This window comes from Gilliamella apicola, from assembly GCF_003202655.1.
Taxonomy (GTDB): domain Bacteria; phylum Pseudomonadota; class Gammaproteobacteria; order Enterobacterales; family Orbaceae; genus Gilliamella; species Gilliamella apicola_R.
On the sequence record NZ_QGLR01000009.1, the window covers coordinates 320,065 to 341,303 of the forward strand.

Here is a 21,239-nt window from a genome sequence, read left to right on the forward strand (position 1 = left end):
TAATGCTAATTTACATCACCATCTCAAACTTCATGATTGAGATAATGATGTTATTCAGATTAAATCATAGTTATATTAAATGATAGCTATACTAAATGATAGTTGTATAGACCTGATTGTTTAGTAAGTTTTTAGGATCGAACTGCTGTTTGATAGCCCGCATAAGTTGGCGATTTGTTGCTGGAATGGCGTCGTTGTAATAACTAACTTTTGCGGTACCAATGCCATGTTCGGCTGAAGGTAAGCCACCAAGTTCCAAACATTTTTGATACAGTGCTTGATGGACTAGTTGCAGATCGCTTTGCCATTGATGGTCATCACGATCATCACGCAAAATACAGAGATGAATATTCCCATCCCCAGCATGACCAAAGGCTAACATGCGTACTTTGGTTTGTACTTCAAGCTGTTTGGTAAAGTTAATAAAATCGGCAATACGATTTATTGGTACCACAATATCAATCGGATCTTGCTGGGTTACTGCCTCAACCGCGCGCACTAATGAGCCGCGGATTGTCCAAATTTGATTGGTTTGCTTACTATCTTCGGCAACAAAAAAGTCACAATCACCTAAATTAGCCAATAATTGCTGGCGTTGTTGTTCGATGGTTTGCAGATCGGCGCCATCCAACATAATAATCAAATAAGCTTGGCTATTAGGTAGTGGAAATTGAAAACCCGAGTACTGCTCGCCCCATTGTGCCACTTTACGCTCGACAAATTCTAACGCTGTTGGGGTTAGGGTATGCAGTACGGTGGTAATATTGGCAATGGCTTGTTCAATGGTATTAAAACCGACAATAAACGTTTGCGATACTTTCGGTTTGGCTATCAGTTTTAGTGTACATTGAGTGATAATACCTAAAGTGCCTTCACTACCAATAAACAGATGTTTTAAGGCAAGTCCGGTATTGTCCTTAACATTTTTGCTGCCAATAGTTAACACACTTCCATCAGCCATTACTACTTCGAGGGCTTGCACATAATCACGGGTCACACCATATTTTACTGCTCGCATGCCACCAGCATTGGTACTGATATTTCCGCCAACAGTAGCGGTTTTCGCGCCAGGATCGGGTGGATAAAATAGGTCATGTTGTTCGACAAACTGTTGCAGATCTTGCAGCAAAATACCAGGTTGTACGGTAACGGTAAAAGTTTGCTTATCTAGCTCAACAATATTAGTCATCAATGATAAATCAAGAATAATACCACCATTAGGAATGGTAGAACCAACCAAGTTAGTCCCCGCGCCACGAGTAGTAATATTCAGATTGTTTGCATTTGCAAATTTAACCACCTCAACCACTTCGGCAGTAGTTTTGGGGTAGACTAAAATATCAGCCTGACCGTATTTTAGCTGTAAACCATCAGTCAGGTGCGATGGTGGGATGGCATTTTGTAAGACGATACGTTGGGGGTCTTTAATAATATCTGTTAGTTTGTTCATGTTGAATTACCGACTATTTATAGCTTTTATCAAAGTGGTTGGCTAACTTGTCACCAAGGTATTGAATCACCATTACAATAAAAATAAGAATAACAACGCATAAAATGAGCACTTCGGTCACATAGCGTTGATAACCATAACTGATGGCTAAGTCACCAATGCCACCACCACCTACAACGCCGGCCATTGAGCTAAAGCTGATAAGTGAGATGGTAGTGACGGTTGCGTGACGAATTAATTGTGCCATCGCCTCAGGAAACAAAATGCCAAATATAATCCGCAGATGTGATGCTCCACTGGCTACCGCTGCCTCAATTACCCCTTTGTCAATTTGACTAAAGGCGTTTTCCGCTAATCTGGCATAAAAAGCGATAGCGGCTATCGAAAGTGGTAAGATCACAGCTTTAGGACCAACTGCGGTATCAACCAATAATGCTCCTAAAGGCAGTACTGTCACCATTAATATTAAAAACGGAATGGAACGAGTCGCGTTGACGACAAAATTAGCAATACTGTTGATGATTCTATTTTTGAAGAAGAATTGATTCGACATTAAAAACAGCACTAAACCGATTAATGTACCGAATATTAAACCGGCTAACAATGACCAACTTACCATAATAAATGTCTCGTAAGCGGCTTTCCATAACATTTGCGCTATTTCGGCAATGGTGAGTTTTATCATTAATTTATTTCCTCAATAATCACTTCTTGAGCTGCCAATTTGGTTATTAGATTTTCAATATTTGCCGGTTGACCAATGAGTTCAATCACTAAATTACCTAAAGCTTGGTTGTCGAAGTATTCAATAAAACCATGTAAAATATTAAATGCAACCTGCGTTTCAATAGCAGATTGATACAGTATTGGTTGGGTGGTGTTTTCGTTAATGTAACGCAAACGGACCAATTTACCTTTAACGTTTTGTTTGATGATATCCGGTAAATGAGTGTTTTCATCAATATTGAGAAATTCTTGCGTGAACGGTTGTTTCGGACAGGCAAAAAGGTTGAAGGTGCTATTCATTTCGACAATTTCACCTTGCGACATTACTGCAACCCGATGACAGATTTTTTTTACCACATCAATTTCATGGGTGATTAGTACAATGGTTAATCCAAATTCTTGATTGAGCTGTTTTAGTAGATCAAGTATTGCGCTAGTAGTGGTGGGATCTAATGCACTCGTTGCTTCGTCACACAAAAGAATTTTGGCGTCATTAGCTAGCGCTCTGGCAATGCCGACTCGCTGCTTTTGCCCACCACTGAGTTCAGCAGGATAGGCACTAGCTTTATCACTTAATCCGACTAAAGCAAGCAATTCGTTGACTCTGTTTTTAACGGCATCGCCTTTTTTACCGGCAGCTTTAAGCACAAAGGCAATATTTTCATAGACAGTTTTCGATGATGCCAAATTGAAGTTTTGAAAAATCATGCCAACATGAAACCGAAACGCCTGTAATTCACGACCGCGTAAGGTTTGAATATCAACACCATTGATAATAACTTGTCCGCAAGAGGGTTCAGCAAGTCGATTCAGTGTTCTCACTAACGTACTTTTACCGGCACCGCTTGAGCCAATGATACCGAAGATCTCGCCTTGATTCACATCAAATGAGACCTTTTTAACTGCTTCAACTACTTGCTCTTTGGCTGTAAATTTTACTGAAACATTTTTTACTTGAATTAACGGATTAGTTTGCATAATTAAAATAACTGATAATCAGGTTTTTGGAAGGTATAGAAAATACCATTTTTATCATTAATCACTTGATTAAATTCAGGTGATTGCAGCACCTCAATAATGTCTTTACCTAAGCTATCTTTTGATTCAGCACGAATGGCAATAACATTTTTATGATCCTTATCTAATACTTCGTGATAAAGCGCTTTAGAGAGATCTAAACCAGCACCGATGGCATAATTACCGTTAACGACTGATAACGCAACATTGTCTAAAGAGCGTGGTGTTTGCGGTGCTTCAATTGGCACTATCTCTAAACCATAAGGATTTTCAATAATATCTTTAGGGGTTAAGTTATTTTTATCTACATTTGCATCAAGTTTAATTAATCCTGCTGCTTCCAAAATACGTAAAGCACGAGCTTCGTTAGTTACATCGCTAGAGATGGTCACTTGATCGCCCTGTTTTAATTGCGAAAAGTCAGTAATTTTGTTTGAATAAATACCGGCGCCAGCAGTCGGAACAAAGCCAATCGCAATAATGTCTAAGTTGCGAGCTTGTTTGAAGTTATTAAGATAAGTCAAATGTTGAAACAAATTAACGTCGATATCTTTGTTAGCTAACGCTAAATTTGGTTGAACATAATCGCTAAATTCACGAATTTCAATGTGGTAGCCTTTCTTCTCTAAACCTGGGGCGATAGCTTGTTTAAACATATCACCATAAGGACCAGCGGCAACGCCTACAGTAATTTGATTCTCTTTTTTAGCACTGTCACAACCAGTTAATACCAACAGTGAAGTTAAAATGGCTAAACTTGCCACAATTAATTTTTTAAACATGATAATTTTTCCTTAAGTTTGGAGAGTCTTTCTAAAGCTGCAATTAGCGTAGGTTCTTGTTTAGCGAAATGGAAGCGAATATAACGATATTCAGGATGTTTAAAAAAGGCCGACCCTGGCACTGCCGCTACGCCGACTTCTTTAATTAACCATTCACAAAATTCAAAATCAGTCTTAAATGGATTTAACGTTGAAATATCCACTAAAACATAATAAGCCCCTTGTGGCTCATAATAAGTAAGCCCCAAGTCATCCAATCCCTTTAAAAATAGACGACGCTTAGCGGTATAGGTTTCGGTTAATTGTTGATAATAATCATCCCCTAATGCTAACCCGGCACAAGCCGCTTTTTGCAATGGCGCAGCTGCACCGACGGTTAGAAAGTCGTGGATCATCTTACAACCATCAATAATTCTTTTATCGGCAATAATATAACCGAGTCGCCAACCAGTGATCGAATAGGTTTTAGACAACGAGCTACAGCAAATAGTGCGCTCTCGCATATTGGCAAAGCTGGCTAAGTAAAGATGTTGATGTGGAGCATAAACCATATGCTCGTAAACTTCATCAGTAATAATATAGGCATCAAATTCAATCGCTAATTGGCTAATATATTCAAGCTCACTCTTAGTAAACACTTTGCCACAAGGATTGCTAGGATTACATAGAATTAGCGCCTTTGCCCCTTGCTCAAACGCTTCACGAAGTTGTTGCTTATCAAATTCAAAGGTAGGTGGAATGAGTGGCACATAGATTGGCGTCGCATCAGACAAAATAGCATCCGCACCGTAATTTTCATAAAACGGTGAAAAAATGATAACTTTATCTTTCGGATTACAAACCGTCATCACCGCGCACATCATCGCCTCGGTACTACCGCATGTTACCAACACATTCTCATCGGGATTGATATCAATCTGCATTAATTTTTGTTGCTTTTTAGCTAACAAACGCCGAAACTCAGCCGAGCCCCAAGTGATTTCATACTGATGAGGGCCGTAATCAGCAGCTTGTTTTAACGCATCGATTAACGGTTTAGGTGGATCAAAATCTGGAAATCCTTGTGACAAATTGATAGCTTGATATTGGTTAGCGATCCGAGTCATCCGACGGATAACCGAATCTGAAAAGTGATCGAGTCGATTGGCTAGTTTATGCATTGTTTTTTATATATTAAAATTATGAGGTCGAAAATTATAATATAAAATCTTTATTAAACCGTTAAATAATATATTTATATATCGTTATACTTTTTTCTTATAACTCAATTAAGTTAAAAGTTAGATATGCTACATCTACACTTTTTCATAGAATAAAATTAAATGGAAACGTTTTATTTAATGCCAGCAATATTAAATAACCTAATAATAAAAGTTATAATATTACAAACCGATAAGCCTATTTTGCCACTTTTATCTAATTTAAATTAAAGGTAATAACATCAGCTTTCATGTCCACGATAAAATATGACATCAACTTATACTCTACAACTCATTCAGGGAAGGGAGAGCTTATTAATAAAATCTTTCTATCTATTATCTAAAAATCATTGGTATAGGTTCGTTTTCTGGTTATTCGATTTTATCCTATTTGGTTTTTGGGGATCAGTTTATTTTTATAACTTATAGAGTAGGTTGTTTAATTTATTTAACTTTTTATTTTTTTTGAAGAAAAACTGAATAATGGTAAAAAAATTCTGTTTATAAAAAGCTTAGTTGTTCCAATTCATTAGTCAGTTCTTTACGATAGTTAACAAATATAAAATAAAAAAATGTTGCATAGTGTTTTTTCAGTCACTATACTTTTTTAACCGTTTATTGCAAACGGTAAAAATTTGAATAATAAATATAAAGTGAAAATAAATCATAAAATTACTTGACAGGGCTGTCGAAATGCATTATAATTTTCAACACACAACACACAATATGGACAACCTATAATTTAACGTCGTTAAAGTTAAACTCGCAACTTTTATTTTTTGCTCCAATTAAATTTTTATCGAAATTTCATGGAATTCAGCGAAACTTATCGGTATTCTGGCGTGATTCCTTTTTATCTCAGCCGATCTTTTTAGGGTTCTCATTGTGCTTGTTGTTAATAACTTCCTATTCGAGCCTTGCTTTAACTTCTAAAACTACGAATATAATTAATGGCCATTCGCCATATTTAACTTTCGACAATGGTCGCACCCGAATAACAAACACCGACGGTTTGCTCGGAATATCCCTTTCGAATGGTGATATATATACGCCCACAACCAATAATTCAAGTTTAGTCAATCCTATCGTTTTACCTACTGCCGGCCAGAGCTTTGCGGATATTGCTATGTTAGTGCCAACAAATACAGATTCTGTCGCATTAAGTTCACTTATTGGTACACCTTATAACTATTGGGGTGACGACGATGGCGATGGTCAAGGGGGGAATGGTATCACCGCTACGGGTAGTTTAAGCTTATCCATTGTTGATAAAAATAATCAAGCAGTTACCCGTAATGAAGTACTGGCTATCTGTAACGGGCCTTATAAATTAACCTTATCAAATACTGAAGGTACATTAAAAACACGTTATGGGGTTCCTAATGAAAGTCGTTTTACGGCAGGTAATGTCAGTTATTATATTAATCCTAAGGCATCACCTTCGGTCTGCTTTGCTAGACCAATTTTAATTAATGGAAGTGGTTATTATGCAGGTCCGGATTCTATATGGAATCCTGATAGGGGTTTTCTTCCGCAGTCGGTTATGCCTTCATCTTACGATTCAAATTTTCCTACTACTGGTGCAAATAATTTGTATTTTGATTTAGAAATAGGTGGTATTAATCAGGCCTTATATTGGGCACCAGTTTCTCACGGTGGTATTACGGCAACTATGACTAATTCAACTAGTAATAACGTTCGCGTTACGCTAACCGGCCCAGTAGCAAAGCCATTGCAATGGCAATCAGATAATCCAGGCGAAATCGACAGACCATCTTTACCTCAGGTATTTGAGTTAGTTGGTCGTGATAGTCATGGTAATGCCGTCGTCAAATATGGATTTGAGTTAAAGCAGTGGTTCGTAAATCGTGGTCATCAGGAATTTGATTATCCTAATATATTATCTTGGTGTACTAATATAAAATATCGCATGCCTAATGTTAAGGATCTAACTAATACGTCTTGTCAAGGAGCGAATTCAGGTTATTGGTGTGAAGGTGTAGTTGGTGCTACACCTTCATCACCTAATAATTATTACCAGCGTCGCATTGGTGGGGGATTCTTTGCAGAGTGGGGATCTGTGTCTTATTACGACTCTGCTGAATTCAATTATTATGCTTATTGGACGAGTGATGTGCAAAGTACAAGTAATCACCAGTTTGTTGTTAGCTCGAACAGTGGTAATGCCTCTCGCTATACATCCATCGACCATGGAATTTGTGCCTATCCTTAATTAATTTTTTAATGTTTAAATCGAAACTGACGCAGTATGAGCTGGAAAAATTGCGTCAGTTCGCTAGATAAGAATTGACTTACAAAAACGATTTCGTGACATTAATGTAAATTATCGACACTAATTGGATGAATTTATTTTTTGAGGAATAGTTTTTTAATAAATTTTTTTAATTAGTTAATATCTACTGATGGCATAGACTGCTTGATTCATTTCTACAAATGAATAACCTAATTTATAAATTACAAAATGAATGTAATTAGCAATAACTTTTTATTAATCCTTATTCTAAAAAATTAATGTATTAAGAATAATATTTAAATTGTTTAACTCTATATTTTTAATGAATAAACAAAGGCTTATAGCATGAGTTCTTGACAATTTTTCTAAAAGATAACCTTTTTTAAGGAATGAGGAAAAAAGTAATTAACAACAATTTTCTATTGTTATTATTCTAATAAGTTGCAGTTAAAAAAGCTAATGTTAAGCTTTTTTAACTTCGATGGCATTAAATAAACCGTTACCATTTAATCCATTTATATGAGAAGGTAAATTATACCAATCTTTTTATCTGTTCTTTACGATAGTTAACAAATAAAAATAAAAAAATGTTGCATCGTGTTTTTCCAGTCACTATACTTTTTTATCCGTTTAATGTAAACGGTTTGAATCTAATTGATTAGTGTGAAAAAACATATAATTCAGAAGATTATTTGATGGAACAGTCGAAATGTATTATGGTTTTAATCAGGCAATTTGGTCAGCTTATAATATAACTTTCCCAAAGTTTAACTCGCGACATTTATTTTTCACCTTAATTTATTTTTTATCGAAATTGCACCAGATTATGCAATTTTTTTCACGACAATTCTTATATCATTCCTTTTTATTCCTGCATATTTTTTTAGAATTCGCATTTGTCTTGTTATTAATAACTCCCTATTCTAGCCTAGCCATAACCGCTAATACTTCGAATATAATTAATGGTAATCCGCCATATTTAACTCTCGACGGTGGCCGCAGCCAAATAACAAATACCGACGGTCTGCTTGAGATATCCCTTTCGAATGGCGATAAATATACTCCCTCAACTAATAATTCAAGTTCAGTCAATCCTATCGTTTTACCCGCTGTAGATCAGAGTTTTGCGGATATTGCTATGTTAGTGCCAACGAATGCTGATTCTATTGCATTGAGTTCACTTATTGATGCGCCTTATAATTATTGGGGTGATGTTGATGGCGATGGTCAGGGGAGAGATGGTATTACCGCTACTGGTAGTCTAATGTTATCCATTGTTGATAAAAATAATCAGCCGGTATCGCGTAATACAGTGCTTACTATTTCTAACGCACCTTATAAATTAACATTATCTAATACTAATGCTATGCTAAAAACACGTTATGGTGTACCTAATGAAAGTCATTTTACTGCGAGTAATGTCACTTATTATATTAATCCTAAGATATTAGCAATGATTAGTTTTGCTAAACCGGACATGAATAAAAGTTCAGGTAATTTTGCTGGCCCTGCTACCATTTGGCACCCTAATAAGGGTTTTATTCCTCAGTCAGTTACGCCATCGTCTTATGGTTTAAACTTCCCGACTACTGGTGCTAATAATTTGTATTTTGATTTGAATATTGTTGGTAGTAATCAAGCATTATCTTGGGCGGCAGTTTCTCATAGTGGTATTACTGCTACTATGACCAATTCAACAAATACCAGTGTTCGCGTCACCCTAACTGGTCCTGTTGCTACACCAACGCAATGGAATTCAAGTAATCCGGGGAATATCGATAAACCATCTTTGCCTCAGGTATTTGAGTTAGTCGGTCGAGATAGTCGTGGTAATGATATCGTCAAATATGGATTTGAGTTAAAACAATGGTTTGTCAACCGTGGTTCTGATAGATACGACTATTCTAATACATCATCTTGGTGTGCCAATATTGGATACCGTACACCTAAGGTTAATGATCTAACTAACGCGACTTGCCAAGGAACTTGGGCTGGAGGGCTTTATCCCTGCCAAGGTGCTGTAGGCGCTACACCTTCGTCACCTAATAATCATTATCAACGCCGTATTGGAGCTGGGTTTTTCACGGAGTGGGGGTTCATGCCGGCTTACCCTAATGCCAGCTTCGGTCACTATCATTATTGGACGAGTGATGCTACCGGTCTTGACCAGTTTTCCGTTGGTTCATACCATGGTACCGTGGCTATAACTCCCACTAGTTCGCGCGACATTATTGGTCTTTGCGTCTATCCTTAGGGTTAATTTCTTAGTTTTTAATCCTTGGTTAAAGTGAACTAAATATAGGGAAAACTAAAGTTAGTTTGTTAGAAAATAATTACCTTGCAAAAGCAATTGCCTTGACGAAGTTAGTAGTAAAAACAATGGTCTGGCGTCAGTGAGAATCATCCATCATCAATAATTTGGTTAAATTTATTTTTGAGGAATGATGTTTTTAGTAAATATTTTTAATCAACAAACATCGGCTGACGGTATAGAGAGCTTGATTCTTTTTACAAGAATAACTTAATTTATAAATTACAAAATGAATGTAATTAACAACAGTTTTTATTACTATTTATGCTGAAAAAATTAATGTATTGGCAATCATATTTAAATCGGTTAACTCTATATTTTTTCTTAAATGAATACTGGTTGACGATATGGGGCTCTTGACTATTTTTACAAAAAATAGCTTATTTTATAAAATGCGGAAAAAATGTAATTAACAATAATTTCTATTGTTATTATTCTAATAATTTGCTCTATTGAAAGATAACGTTTTACTTGTTTAACTTCAAAGGTGTTAAATAAACCGTCACCACTTAATTCATTTATAGGGAAAGCTTAATTATACCAATCATTTTGTCCATTATTTACTATAGTTTACAAATAAAAATAAAAAAATGTTGCATCATCTTTTTACTGTCACTATACTTTTTTTAACTGTTTAATGTAATCGGTTAAAATTTAAATAATAAGTACAAAATCGCAGATAAATTAATGGAATAGCCGACAGGATTGTCAAAATGCATGAAGATTTTAAAAACGAAACATGGACAACCTATAATTTAAATTCGCTAAAGCTAAGCTCGCAACTTTTATTTTTTACTTCAATTAAATTTTTATCCAAATTTCATGGAATTCAGCGAGATTTATCACCATTCTGGCTTCGTTCCTTTTTATCCCGGCAGATCTTTTTAGGGTTCTCATTTGGCTTGTTGTTAATGACTTCCTATACTAGCCACGCGTTGGCGTCTAAAACTTCGAATATAATTAATGGCAATCCGCCATATTTAACCTTCGATGGTGGTCGAACACGTGCGACTGATACCGAAGATCTACTTGGAATATATCTTTCTAATGGTGATAAATTTACCCCCACAACTAATAGTTCAAGTTTAACCGAACCAATTGAGTTACCTGAAGTTGGTCAGGGTCTTGCCGATATTGACATGTTTGTGCCAACGAATACAAATTATATTGCTTTAAAAGCACTTATTGATCCACCTTATAATTATTGGGGTGATGATGATGGCGATGGTGATGGTGCTAATGGTATCTATGCTAATGGTAATTTAAGATTATTAATTGCTGATAAAGACAATCGAGTAGTTACACGTAACCAAGAACTCTCTATTTGTAGAGCGCCTTATAAATTAACATTATCTTATAGTGGGGGTAAATTAGTAACACGATACGGTGTACCTAGAGAGACTCTTTTTAGTTCAGGTAGTACCATATATTATATTATTCCTAAGGTGGAATCACCAATGGTCTGTTTTGTTAAGCCTAATTTAGTAAATGGTTCACCAAATGACTTTAATCACCGTGAATTTGCTGGTCCTGCTTCCATATGGGATTATCAGAATGGTTTTCTTATCCAATCATATGTTCCATCCTCTTACCATTTAAACTTTCCTACAACTGGCGCTAATAATTTGTATTTTGATTTACATATAGGACGTATTAATCAACCCCTTTTTTGGGCACCAGTTTCTCGTGATGGTATTACAGCTACTATGACCAATTCAACAAATACCAGCGTGCGAGTCACCTTAACTGGTCCTGTTGCTACACAATCGCAATGGAATTCAAGTAATCCGGGGAGCATTTCTAAGCCATCTTTGCCTCAGATATTTGAGTTAGTCGGTCGTGATAATGATGGTAACGCGGTTGTCAAGTATGGCTTTGTGTTAAAGCAATGGTATGTCAATAGTCCTAGGTATCTCACTTATTCTCTTACATCTTCATGGTGCGATAATATCGGATACCGTCTTCCAACGGTCAGTGATTTAACTAATGCAACTGTTCAAGATTTTGTTGGCGCTATGCCATCATCACCTGGAAATTATTACCAGCGTCGTATTGCTACCGGGCTATTTACGGAGTGGGGAAGAATGGATCAATATAAGAGTGCTAACTTTGCCGGAGGCTTAGAAGATAGGTCTTACTATTGGACAAGCGATATCAATGGTCGTTACATCGGTACTGTTGATCCAAAAACGGGTTTAGTGCTGTCGCAATATTCTTCCGATTTCTCTAGAAACCACGTACTCTGCGTATATCCTTAGCACATGTTTCATTGTTCTTAATCCATATATTTGAGCGCTAAGGAGGGGAAATATAGAGTTAGTTTGCTTGAGAATAATTGCCTAGCAAAAGCAATTGCCTTGACGAAGTGAGTAATAAAAAGCGATGGTTTGGCGTCAGTGAGAATCATCCATCCTCAATAATTTGGTTAAATTTATTTTTGAGGAATGATGTTTTTAGTAAATATTTTTAGTAAACAAACATCGTCTAACGGTGTAGAGAGCTTGATTCTTTTTAAAAGAATCACTTAATTTATAAATTACAAAATGAATGTTATTAACAACAGTTTTTTATTACTATTTATGCTAAAAAATTAATGTATTGGCAATCATGTTTAAATCAGTTAACTCCATATTTTTATAAAATAAATATTGGTTGACGATATGGGTTCTTGACTGTTTTTACAAAAAAATAGCTTATTTTATAAAATGCGGAAAAAATGTAATTAACTACAATTTTCTATTGTTATTATTCTAATAAGTTGCAGTTTTTAAAGCTAATGTTTAGCTTTTTTAACTTCGATGGTATTAAATAAACCATTACCATTTAATCCATTTATATGAGAAGGTAAATTATACCAATCTTTTTATCTGTTCTTTACGATAGTTAACAAATAAAAATAAAAAAATGTTGAATCGTGTTTTTCCAGTCACTATACTTTTTTAACCGTTTGATGTAAACGGTTAAGTTCAAATAGCAAGTGTAAAGTATAAATAAATCAAGATATTACTTGACAGGGCTGTCGAAATGCATTATAATTTTCAACACAGAACACAGAACACAGAACATGGACAACCAACTAATTTAAATTCGTTAAAGTTAAGCTCGCAACTTTTATTTTTCACTCCAATTAATTTTTTATCGAAATTTCATAGAATTCCACGGAACTTATCACCATTCTGGCATCGTTCCTTTTTATCTCAGCAGATCTTTTTAGGGCTCTCATTTGGTTTATTATTAATAAGTTCCTATTCTAGCCGGGCTTTAACCTCTAAAACTACGAATATAATTAATGGCAATCCACCATACTTAACTTTTGACGGTGGTCGCACCCAAGCAATAAATACCGACGGTTTGCTCGGGATATCCCTTTCGAATGGTGATAAATACACGCCTACAAACAATAATTCAAGTTTAGGCAATCCTATTGTTTTACCTACTGATGGTCAGAGCTTTGCGGATATTGCTATGTTAGTGCCAACAAATACAAATTCTATCGCATTAGGTTCACTTATTGGCACGCCTTATAATTATTGGGGTGACGACGATGGCGATGGTCAAGGGGTTAATGGTATCAGCGCTACGGGTAGTTTAAATTTATCCATTGTCGATAAAAATAATCAAGTTGTTACCCGTAATGAAGTGCTGACTATTTGTAATGCCCCTTATAAATTAACCTTATCAAATACTGAAGGTACATTAAAAACACGTTATGGGGTTCCTAATGAAAGTCGTTTTACGGCAGGTAATGTCAGTTATTATATTAATCCTAAAGCATCACCAGCACTCTGTTTTGCAAAACCTAACTTGAATAATGGTACAGGTAATTATGCAGGTCCTGCTTCCATTTGGAACCCTGATAAGGGTTTTCTTCGCAAGTCTGTTACGCCATCGTCTTATGGTTTAAACTTCCCGACTACTGGTGCTAATAATTTGTATTTTGATTTAGATATTGGTGGTATTAATCAGGCCTTATCTTGGGCACCAGTTTCTCACGATGGTATTACGGCAACTATGACCAATTCAACTAATACCAGCGTTCGCGTTACCCTAACTGGCCCAGTTGCAATCAACTCGCAATGGAGTTCAAATAATCCGGATAATATCGATAGACCATCTTTGCCTCTGGTATTTGAGTTAGTTGGTCGTGATAGTCATGGCAATGCTGTCGTTAAATATGGATTTGAGTTAAAGCAATGGTTTGTTAATCGTGGTACTGATAAATATAACTATTCTAGTTTATCATCTTGGTGTACAAAAATTGGTTACCGTTTAGCTATGGTTAAAGATTTAACTAACGCAGCTTGTCGAGGAACTTATTCGGGGCCTCATTGTCTAGGTGCTGTCGGTGCTACACCTTCGTCACCTGTTAATCATTACCAGCGGCGCATTGGATCAGGTTTCTTCACGGAGTGGGGGACATTGACCGATTATACTGGTGCCAACTTCGCCAACACTCCCTATTGGACAAGTGATCCGTTTAGTTCGAATAATCTGTTTTTTGTTGTTAGCACGTACTTTGGTCATGTAGCTAGCTTTGGTACTAGTGATACAACCAACGGGGTTTGCGTCTATCCTTAGCATTAACTCCTTAGATCTTAATCCATAAGCAAGTGAGGAGGTAGGAAAAATAGAGTTAGGATTCTAAAGAATAATTGCTTTACAAAGATAATGGTATTGTCGAACTGGGTGATAAGAACCGAATTTGTGGCATTAACATGATTTATCGATCCGCTCTAATTGAGCGGATTTATATTTGAGGAAGGTGTTTTTTACAGTAAACGTATATGAGTAACGGGGGGAATTTATCATTCTAGAGGTTAAGTTATTAAAACTTCATTGAAACTGAAGAATTAAATAAAGCACCTTAAAGTAGAAGAATGCATTTTTATAGTTCAAAAACCGACCAAAAATCCAAGATTCTTTTTATATACGCATAAAAACGACTATTTTTCTCTAAAACAAAATTTTTTATTGTTAAATCCTTTAAGTTTGTAAGAAGAGGTAAAGCGCTTATTCCTTAGTTACAATAAACATTAGAGGTTGTCATTTTAGAGACTTAAATGGTCATCTTTACTAAATCTAACCTTTAATCGATGAAAATAGATTGCGGAGATTTTTTTCGAACTTTATACTATTTTAACCTTTTAAAGGAAATGATCGGCTGTGGATTAGTCGCTCAAAGATGTAAAATCTAAATTAAACATAAAGTTATATGACAGGAACGTCGGAATGGATTATAATTTCCACCCCCCAACATGGACAACCTATAATTTTAATTCGGCTAAATTAAGCACCAAATCTTTATTTTTCACGCCAATTTATTTTTCATTGAAATTGCATAGAATTACGCGAATTTTATCGCGATCCTTAGATCGTTGCGTTTTATCCCAGCAGATCTTTTTAGGGCTATTGTTTGGCTTGATGCTAATAACTTCCTATTCTAGCCTTGCCTTAACCACTAAAACTTTGAATGTAATTAATGGTAATGCGCCATATTTAACTTTCGACGGTGGTCAAACCCGGGTGACTAATATCGAACCGCTATTCGGGATATCCCTTTCTGATGGTAGAACATTCACGCCCGCAACCCCTAATTTAAATAACAATCCTATTGAGTTACCTGTTGCCGGTCAGAGTTTTCTGGATATTGGTATGTTAGTGCCAACGAATACAGATTCTATTGCATTAAGTTCACTTATTGGCCCTCCCTATAATTATTGGGGGGATGATGATGGCGATGGTCAGGGGATTAATGGTATAACTGTTACTGGTAGGTTAAGCTTATCCATTGTTGATAAAAATAATCAGACTGTATCACGTAATACCGTGCTAACAATTTGTAATGCCCCTTATAAATTAACCTTATCTAATAGTGAAGGTACACTAAAAACCCGTTATGGTGTACCAAATGAAAGTCCTTTTAGCGCAAGTAATATCAGTTATTATATTAATCCTAAGGCAGCACCAAAGATTTGTTTTGTTAAACCCTACTCGAGTACCAGTTGGGGTATTTATGCTGGTTCTGATTGGTATGCCGGAAAGGGTTTTTTGCCTAAGTCATTTGTTTCATCAAATTATGGTTTAAACTTTCCGACTACGGGTGCTAATAATTTATCTTTCGATTTAGATTTAGGCGGTATTGTTCAACCTTTAACTTGGAAAGCGGTTTCACCTAATGGTGATATTAAGGCGACGATATCCAATTCAACAAATACTAGCGTTCGAGTCACCCTGACAGGTCCTTCTACTGATGAAACTCAATGGGGTTCAACTAATCCTGGCAATATCGGTAGACCATCTTTACCTCAGATATTTGAGTTAGTCGGCCTTGACAATAATAATAACGAAGTCCTCAAGTATGGTTTTGTTTTAAAACAGTGGTTCGTTAGTCGTGGTAACAGATCATACGAGTATGTTGATGCAACATCGTGGTGTAAAAAAATTGGTGATTATCGGCTGCCTAATGTAAAAGACTTAACTAACGCGAGTTTTGAAGGTACTGTTGGTGGTACACCTGCATCATCAGGTAATTATTTTCAACGTAGTATTGGTGCAGGGTTCATCCCCGAGTGGGGGGTAATAAGTATTTACCCTGGTACTAACTTCAATGAGATTTACAATTGGACGGCTGATAAATCCAGTTTTTCTGGCCTTTATATAGTTAATTACGATGGATCCGTAAGTTGGAGTACTTTTCCCACGGGCGTAATTTGCGTTTATCCTTAACCCTTATTTTTTAGATCTTAAGCTTTGGTCTGGTCGGGAACAAGCAAAAGTAAAGTTAGGATTCTCCTAGCGAAGGCAATGGTGTTGACGAAATGGGTGATAAATAGCGATTTTATGACATTAACGCAAATCAGCCATCCGTTCTAATTGAGCTGATTTATATATTTGAGGATGGTGTTTTTTACAGTAAACGTATATAAGTAACGGAGGTAATTTATGATTCTAGAGATTAAATTATTAAAACTTCATCGAAACTGAAGAATTAAATAAAGCAACTTAAAGTTGAAGAATACACTGTTTATAGTTCAAAAACTGACCAAAAACCCAACCCAAAAACCAAGATTCTTTTTATATACGCATAAAAACAACTATTTTTCACTAAAATAAAATTTCTTATTGTTAAATCCTTTAAGTTTGTAAGATGAGGTAAAGCGCTTATTCCTTAGTTAGAATAAACATTAGAGGTTGTCATTTTAGATACTTAAATGATCATCTTTACGAAAGTTAACAATTAATCGATGAAAATAGATTGCGGAGTTTTTCTTCGATCTTTATACTATCGCGGAACTTTGAAGGTAATTATCGGCTGTATTTTAGTCGGTTAGAATTATAAAATATAAATTAAACAGAAAGTTAGTTGACAGAGAGCATCAAAATGGTTTATAATTTTAAACACCCAACACCCAACACCCAACATGGCCAACCTATAATTTAAATTCATCAAAATTAAGTTCCCAACTTTTATTTCTCGTCAAAAATAATTTTTTATCTAAATTGCGCAGAATTATGAGGGTTTTATCGAAATCCTTATATCGATTCTTTCTGGGGTTAATGTTTAGTTGTTCGATAATAACTACCTATTCTAGCCATGCATTAACGTCTAAAACTACGAATGTAATTAATGGTAGTGCACCATATTTAACTTTTGACGATGGTCGTACGCCAGTAATAAATGCCGATGGTCTACTTGAAATCTCCCTTTCTAATGGGGATAAATATACCCCTGCAACCAATACTTCAAGTCAAACAAATCCTATCGTTTTACCTAACTTTGGTCAGAGTTTTGCTGATATTGGTATGGTGATACCAGCTGACTCAGATTCAATTGAATTGAATTCTCTTATTAGCGCACCTTATAATTATTGGCGTGATGATGATGGTGATGGTCAAGGCCTTAATGGTATAACAGCCACCGGTAGTTTAAGTTTGTCTATTGTTGATAAAAATAATCAAGTTATATCTCGTAATACCGTTCCAACGATTTGTAATGCACCTTATAGAGTTAAATTAACTAGTACAGAAGGTAAATTAGAAACGAGTTATGGTGTTCCTAAAAGTATTGATTTTGTCGCAAGTAATGTGACTTATTATATTAATCCTAAGCCAACACCTTCAATCTGTTTTGCGAGACCAAATTTAGAGAAGGGTACAGGACCCAATGCTGGTCTGCCTAACGAAAATGAATGGTCTCCTAATAATGGCTTTTTCATACAGTCATCATATAATAAAAACTTCCCGACTACTGGCGCTAATAGTTTATATTTTGATTTGATTATTGCTGGTAATGATCAAGCCTTAACTTGGGAAAATGTTTCTCATGATGGAATTACTGCTACTATGAACAATTCAACAAAAAACAGTGTTCGCGTCACCCTAACTGGACCTTCTGCGACTTATTCACAAATAAGAGATCCGGAGCCGGGTGTTATCATCAAGAAGCCATCTTTACCTAAGGTATTTGAGTTAATTGGTCGTGACAGTAATAATAGAGAAGTCGTCAAGTATGGTTTTAATTTGCAGCGGTGGTTCGTTTATCGAGGAGATAAGAAACGAAGTGCGGAAGATGATCAACTTATGTCTGACCTAGCTGATGAGGATAATAATCCTAATCCTGTACCAGGAGTTGCATTTGCTCTTGCACAAAAATCATGGTGTGAAAAAGTAGGATATAAACTTTCAGATATTACGGATTTAACTAACGCGTATTGCTCGGATACAATCGGTTCAACTAATGATGGTAGTTGCCGAGCCCAATCTGGTATTAAACCTCTCTCATTAGGTAATAATTACCACCGTAAAATCGGCGGGGGTCTTTTAGCTGAATGGGGAGTAATATCGAAATATGATGAAAGTATTGATCCAAGTGCAGGCTATTGGACGGGGAGAACAGTTGAATATAACAATATAACCTATGGTTTTCTTGTAGGCCATCAAGGTGGCGGCATTTATGGATATGCTCCTAACATTTTCCTAAGAACGGCATTTTGCGTAACAGATCATGCTCCTATTCTTTGACAAAAAAATTAAATGAGTTAAGTAATTATAATCAATTCATAAATACAATATCCGAGTTCTGGATTACGGCGATGTTGTAGAACAATTCAATTATCTACCCCAACTGGGGTGGTTTTATTATTGAGGTGCGATGTTTTTGTTAACAACTAAGGAAAGGGATTTTTGTACTTTATAATTCTCCTCGAAATTATCAAAGTCAGCCACTAAATTATCAAAATAGTTAATAATTAAACTAAAGTGCGATTTTTATTATAAATTTTATTATTAAGAGTGACTATTTGTGGCGAGAATATAGGCGTTATTTTTTTGTTTAGCCACAATATATTATGTTTCGATATGCGGTTAATTCAATGCTTTTCTTTACAAAAGTTGCGGGGATATTTTGGGATCTTTATACTATTTTAACCTTTTCAAGGAATTGAATGGCTATATTTTAGTCGGACAGAGTTATAAAATTTAAATTAAACATAAAGTTAAATGACAGGATCGTCGGAATGATTTTTAATTTTCAACACTCAACATGGATAACCTATAATTTAAATTCGGTAAAATTAAGCTCGCAAACTTTATTTTTCACCGTAATTTATTTTTTATCGAAATTGCATGAAATTGCAGGAATTTTATTGCAATCCTTGCAACGTTTCTTTTTATGCCGGCAGTTGCTTTTAGGTGTAACGTTTGTTTTACCGTTAATAACTTCTTATCCTATCTATGCGTTAACGTCTATAACTTCGAATAAAATCAACGGTAGTGCCCCATATTTAACCTTTGACGGCGGTCGTTCTCAAACAACCAACATTGACGAGTTACTTGGAATATCTCTTTCTGATGGTAGCATATTCACTCCCGCAACTCCTAATTCAAAAGACAATCCTATCGTTTTACCTGTTGCAGGTCAGAGTTTTGCGGATATTGGTATGTTAGTGCCAACCAATACAGATTCTATTGCATTAAGTTCACTTATTGGCCCCCCTTATAATTATTGGGGTGATGATGATGGCGATGGTCAGGGGATTAATGGTATAACTGTTACTGGTAGTTTAAGTTTATCCATTGTTGATAAAAATAACCAACCGGTTGCCCGTAATGAAGAGCTTAAGGTTTGTAGTGCGCCTTATAAACTAACGTTATCTAACACTGATGGTACCCTAACAACACGTTATGGTGTACCGAATGAAAGTCATTTTAGCGCAAGTAATGTCAGTTATTATATTAATCCTAAAGCAGCACCAGTGATTTGTTTTGCTAAACCCTACTCAAGTAACTATTCTGGTTCTGGTCATCTTGCTGGCCCTGCTTCTATTTGGCTCCATAATAGGGGATTTTTTCCTCAGTCAGTTACGCCGTCGTCTTATGGTTCAAATTTTCCTACTACGGGAGCTAATGGTTTATATTTTGATCTAGAGATAGGTGGTGTTGCTCAACCTTTAACGTGGAAGGCGGTTTCACCTGTGGGTGATATTAAGGCGAAGATGACTAATTCAACAAATACTAGCGTTCGAGTCACCCTGGAAGGTCCTTCTACTGAAAAAAAACAATGGGATTCAAATAATCCGGGCAATATAGTTAAGCCATCTTTACCTCAGGTATTTGAGCTAGTCGGCTTTGACAATAATAATAACGAAGTCGTCAAGTATGGTTTTGTTTTAAAACAGTGGTTCGTCAGTCGTGGTAATTTAAGATACTTGTATGCTAAAACATCTTGGTGTAATAATATTGGATATCGGTTGCCTAAAGTACAAGAGTTAACTAACGCGACTTGTCAAGGAGTAAACGTTGGTTCTTACTGTGTAGGTGCTGTTGGTGCTACACCAGCATCATCCGGTAATCATTACCAACGTAATATTGATGCAGGGTTCCTCACCGAGTGGGGACCAATAGAATATAACCCAGGTACTAACTTCAGTACGTTTTGGTATTGGACGTTTGAGGAATTCAACCGTTATAGCCATTTTATAGTTTTGAACGATGGATCCGTGGGTTGGAGTAGTACTGAATACATAGGCCTGCTTTGTGTCTACCCTTAGCTCTTATTCCTTAGTTAGAATGAACATTAGAGGTTGTCATTTTAGCGACTTAAATGATCATCTTTACGAAAGTTAACAATTAAAAATAAAAAAATATTGCATATTGATTTTTCAGTCACTATACTTTTTCAACCGTTTAATGTAAGCGGTTGAAATTATCAATGAGAAGTATAAAAAAACAAATAAATCAGTATATTACTTGACAGGAATGTCGAAATGCAATATAATTTTCAACACCCAACACCCAACACCCAACCTGTCTAACCTATATTATAAAGTTAGCTAATTCAGGTGACCAACGTTTAAAATTCTCCTATAGTCCGTTTTTTCATCGATTTTTAAATATCCCTTATACTTTATCTTTATTTTCAAGGATTTATTTAGCTGTAGCACCACTTCTATTCCTATCGTTTTCAATTAGTTGCCAAGCTTTATCGGCTTATACAACGAAT

At 35.8% G+C, this 21,239-nt stretch carries 12 protein-coding genes; 7 read left to right on the plus strand and 5 right to left on the minus strand.

The genetic code is table 11. From position 1 onward, the window contains the following. Positions 1-91: 91 nt before the first annotated feature. Genes DKK70_RS06095 through DKK70_RS06115 form a run of 5 tightly spaced genes read right to left on the minus strand, consistent with a single transcriptional unit; the run spans position 92 to position 5,135 of the window. On the minus strand, positions 92-1,450 hold the full coding sequence (locus DKK70_RS06095; RefSeq protein ID WP_110433187.1) for an FAD-binding oxidoreductase: 1,359 nt from the start codon (positions 1,448-1,450) through the stop codon (positions 92-94). A gap of 13 nt (positions 1,451-1,463) precedes the next feature. Continuing rightward, the gene (locus tag DKK70_RS06100; protein ID WP_375334971.1) at positions 1,464-2,135 is read right to left on the minus strand and encodes a methionine ABC transporter permease; all 672 of its coding nucleotides are present in this window, start codon (positions 2,133-2,135) and stop codon (positions 1,464-1,466) included. Then, positions 2,135-3,154, minus strand: a complete 1,020-nt coding sequence (locus DKK70_RS06105) for a methionine ABC transporter ATP-binding protein (RefSeq protein ID WP_110433188.1) — start codon at positions 3,152-3,154, stop codon at positions 2,135-2,137. Before DKK70_RS06105 ends, DKK70_RS06100 begins: the two co-directional genes overlap by 1 nt. Positions 3,155-3,156: 2 nt before the next feature. Then, complete coding sequence (locus DKK70_RS06110; protein ID WP_110433189.1) at positions 3,157-3,975, minus strand: MetQ/NlpA family ABC transporter substrate-binding protein; 819 nt, start codon at positions 3,973-3,975, stop codon at positions 3,157-3,159. Continuing rightward, complete coding sequence (locus tag DKK70_RS06115) at positions 3,960-5,135, minus strand: pyridoxal phosphate-dependent aminotransferase (protein ID WP_110433190.1); 1,176 nt, start codon at positions 5,133-5,135, stop codon at positions 3,960-3,962. Before DKK70_RS06115 ends, DKK70_RS06110 begins: the two co-directional genes overlap by 16 nt. A gap of 928 nt (positions 5,136-6,063) precedes the next feature. On the opposite strand from DKK70_RS06115, the gene DKK70_RS06120 reads away from it, so the two are divergent. The 7 genes from DKK70_RS06120 to DKK70_RS06150 all read left to right on the plus strand — a co-directional run bounded on the left by DKK70_RS06120 (position 6,064) and on the right by DKK70_RS06150 (position 20,787). Then, on the plus strand, positions 6,064-7,407 hold the full coding sequence (locus tag DKK70_RS06120) for a hypothetical protein (protein WP_110433191.1): 1,344 nt from the start codon (positions 6,064-6,066) through the stop codon (positions 7,405-7,407). A 922-nt stretch (positions 7,408-8,329) separates the two neighbouring features. Continuing rightward, positions 8,330-9,682 carry a hypothetical protein gene (locus tag DKK70_RS06125; protein ID WP_146210850.1) on the plus strand — a complete coding sequence of 451 codons (1,353 nt, stop codon included), beginning with the start codon at positions 8,330-8,332 and terminating at the stop codon, positions 9,680-9,682. Positions 9,683-10,452: 770 nt separating this feature from the next. After that, on the plus strand, positions 10,453-11,997 hold the full coding sequence (locus tag DKK70_RS06130) for a hypothetical protein (RefSeq protein ID WP_110433193.1): 1,545 nt from the start codon (positions 10,453-10,455) through the stop codon (positions 11,995-11,997). 766 nt (positions 11,998-12,763) lie between these two features. Further along, positions 12,764-14,317, plus strand: a complete 1,554-nt coding sequence (locus tag DKK70_RS06135; RefSeq protein ID WP_110433194.1) for a hypothetical protein — start codon at positions 12,764-12,766, stop codon at positions 14,315-14,317. A gap of 651 nt (positions 14,318-14,968) precedes the next feature. Continuing rightward, positions 14,969-16,465, plus strand: coding sequence for a hypothetical protein (locus DKK70_RS06140; protein WP_110433195.1), 1,497 nt, complete (start codon positions 14,969-14,971; stop codon positions 16,463-16,465). A gap of 831 nt (positions 16,466-17,296) precedes the next feature. Further along, complete coding sequence (locus DKK70_RS06145; RefSeq protein ID WP_110433196.1) at positions 17,297-18,760, plus strand: hypothetical protein; 1,464 nt, start codon at positions 17,297-17,299, stop codon at positions 18,758-18,760. Between the two features lie 494 nt (positions 18,761-19,254). Beyond that, the gene (locus DKK70_RS06150; RefSeq protein ID WP_110433197.1) at positions 19,255-20,787 is read left to right on the plus strand and encodes a hypothetical protein; all 1,533 of its coding nucleotides are present in this window, start codon (positions 19,255-19,257) and stop codon (positions 20,785-20,787) included. Positions 20,788-21,239 lie beyond the last annotated feature (452 nt).